This window comes from Stieleria sedimenti, assembly GCF_025060895.1.
In the GTDB taxonomy this organism is placed as follows: Bacteria; Planctomycetota; Planctomycetia; order Pirellulales; family Pirellulaceae; genus Stieleria; species Stieleria sedimenti.
The window spans coordinates 1-1,545 of record NZ_JANZKV010000387.1 but is presented as its reverse complement, the minus strand read 5'-3'; the positions used below and the strand labels follow the sequence as shown (position 1 = coordinate 1,545).

The window sequence follows — 1,545 nt, the reverse complement described above, 5'->3', positions numbered from 1 at the left end:
ACCGCGCTGAGGTACAACCCCGCTCCCGTCGCGACCGGCTCCTGTTTGTTCAAGTGATCGCGGACCTCGCGCATCACGTCACGACGTGAGATCTGACCGAGCAACCGCCGATTGGAATCCAAGACCGGCAACCTGCGGCACGACGCATCCAGAAACGTCTGAGCGATCGAAAGCAAGTCCGTGCGAGCTTCAATGGTCGGGGGATCGGTGTCGACAAACGCCATCACGTTGTTCGACGGCATCTGCTCGTAAGCCGCATTGACCACAAATCGGATACAAGACTTTTCCGAAAAGATCCCCAAAAAGCGATCGTCATGGTCGACCACCGGTGCACCAGAAATTCGATGTTGCAACAGCACATCGAGGGCTTCCAGAACGTCCATGTCTGGCGAGAGTGTCGTCAGGTTCGATACCATCATGTCGCGTGCACAGGTGTTGGGCATCATAAGCTTGCTCCGGGAGAGAATGAAGTGGAAGAAAGACGATCCCGAGGCATCCGTCGAAAGGCTGCCCGGGGACCCCGTTTTTTGCCGAAGCGACGTCGGTGTCAAGAAATTTTTGGTGCCCTGCAGATCCATGGTATTGACGATGCGCGGCGTCGATTGTCCCGTAGCGTTGCCGCCAGGCTCGCCAAAAGACCGCTGTGGCGTTAGGTTTTCCGCATCGGGGCCGATGTTTCCACCCACCTGGTCACACGCCATGTGATGCCATGTGATTCTTTTCACAACCCCAGGAGAAAATCCAATGAAAGGCCAATGGGTCGAAATCGAATTCGATTGTCTGCCGCTCAGGAGCGTGTCGCGATTGGATGCGCCCCTGGACGCCTCGCCGGCGTACGAGCAGTTCGTCCAGCGGGTCAAGGCGGCGATGAAAAAGCACGGCACACACAACACGTATTACCTGCACCGTTGCACGTGCGTGTTTCACCTGACCAACGCGACCAATCGCGGTGAGATCGCGTTCGAATTCGAAGGCACCGCGCTGACGGGCGAAGAAGACCGCAAAACTCGATCGGTGGACCTGACGGTGAAACTGTTGCGCGAGACGTGTGGCTGGCTGTCACAGCCGATCGTGGATTTTTTTGCCGAATCGGTTCAGCATGCGGTGCTGGTCGAATTCGATCGTTACATCGAAGCCGGTGATCTGTCCAAAACCGAAGCCCGAATGCAAAAGTTGGCCGAAGAAAACGAACTCGGCCAGGGGTTTGTGGGGATGTACTTGTAGCCGCTGCAGAGCGAGGGTGTCACCCCAACACGCCGCGCGCGAGTTTCAAATACCCGCCACCGGTCGTGTCATCGATGTCGACCTCGGGATAGTTTTTGGGTGGCTGTTTCTTGGACCCCGGTTTTTTTTGTGGCCGCAGCGGAATGTAGGCGCGTTTGGCGTCGACGATCCGCACCGGGTACTTCGAATGCTTGGCCAACAGCTCCACGCGGCGACGCTGGGTGTAGTGCAGCACGATGAACCGTGCATCGCTGGTGATCGACGCGATCTGCCAGGCGGCGGCATCGAGTCGCAGTTCGGACAATTCCAGCATCCGCTCGG

Annotated in this window: 3 protein-coding genes; 1 reads left to right on the top strand and 2 read right to left on the bottom strand. The window is 57.6% G+C overall.

Features of this window, described 5'->3' with window-relative positions:
* Positions 1–446: CBS domain-containing protein (locus NZK35_RS34075; RefSeq protein WP_259636994.1), on the bottom strand; the 446-nt coding region annotated here is incomplete at its 3' end.
* Positions 447–744: 298 nt separating this feature from the next.
* On the opposite strand from NZK35_RS34075, the gene NZK35_RS34070 reads away from it, so the two are divergent.
* Positions 745–1,224 (top strand): hypothetical protein, encoded by a 480-nt coding sequence (locus NZK35_RS34070; RefSeq protein WP_259636993.1) that lies wholly within the window; start codon positions 745–747, stop codon positions 1,222–1,224.
* A gap of 19 nt (positions 1,225–1,243) precedes the next feature.
* On the opposite strand, the gene NZK35_RS34065 is transcribed toward NZK35_RS34070, so the two are convergent.
* Positions 1,244–1,545 (bottom strand): hypothetical protein (locus tag NZK35_RS34065; protein ID WP_259636992.1); only part of this gene is annotated, 302 nt, incomplete at its 5' end.

Coding starts and splice junctions, on each gene's coding strand:
- NZK35_RS34070 (WP_259636993.1), top strand. CDS start 745: ATGAAAGGCCAATGGGTCGAAATCGAATTCGATTGTCTGCCGCTCAGG.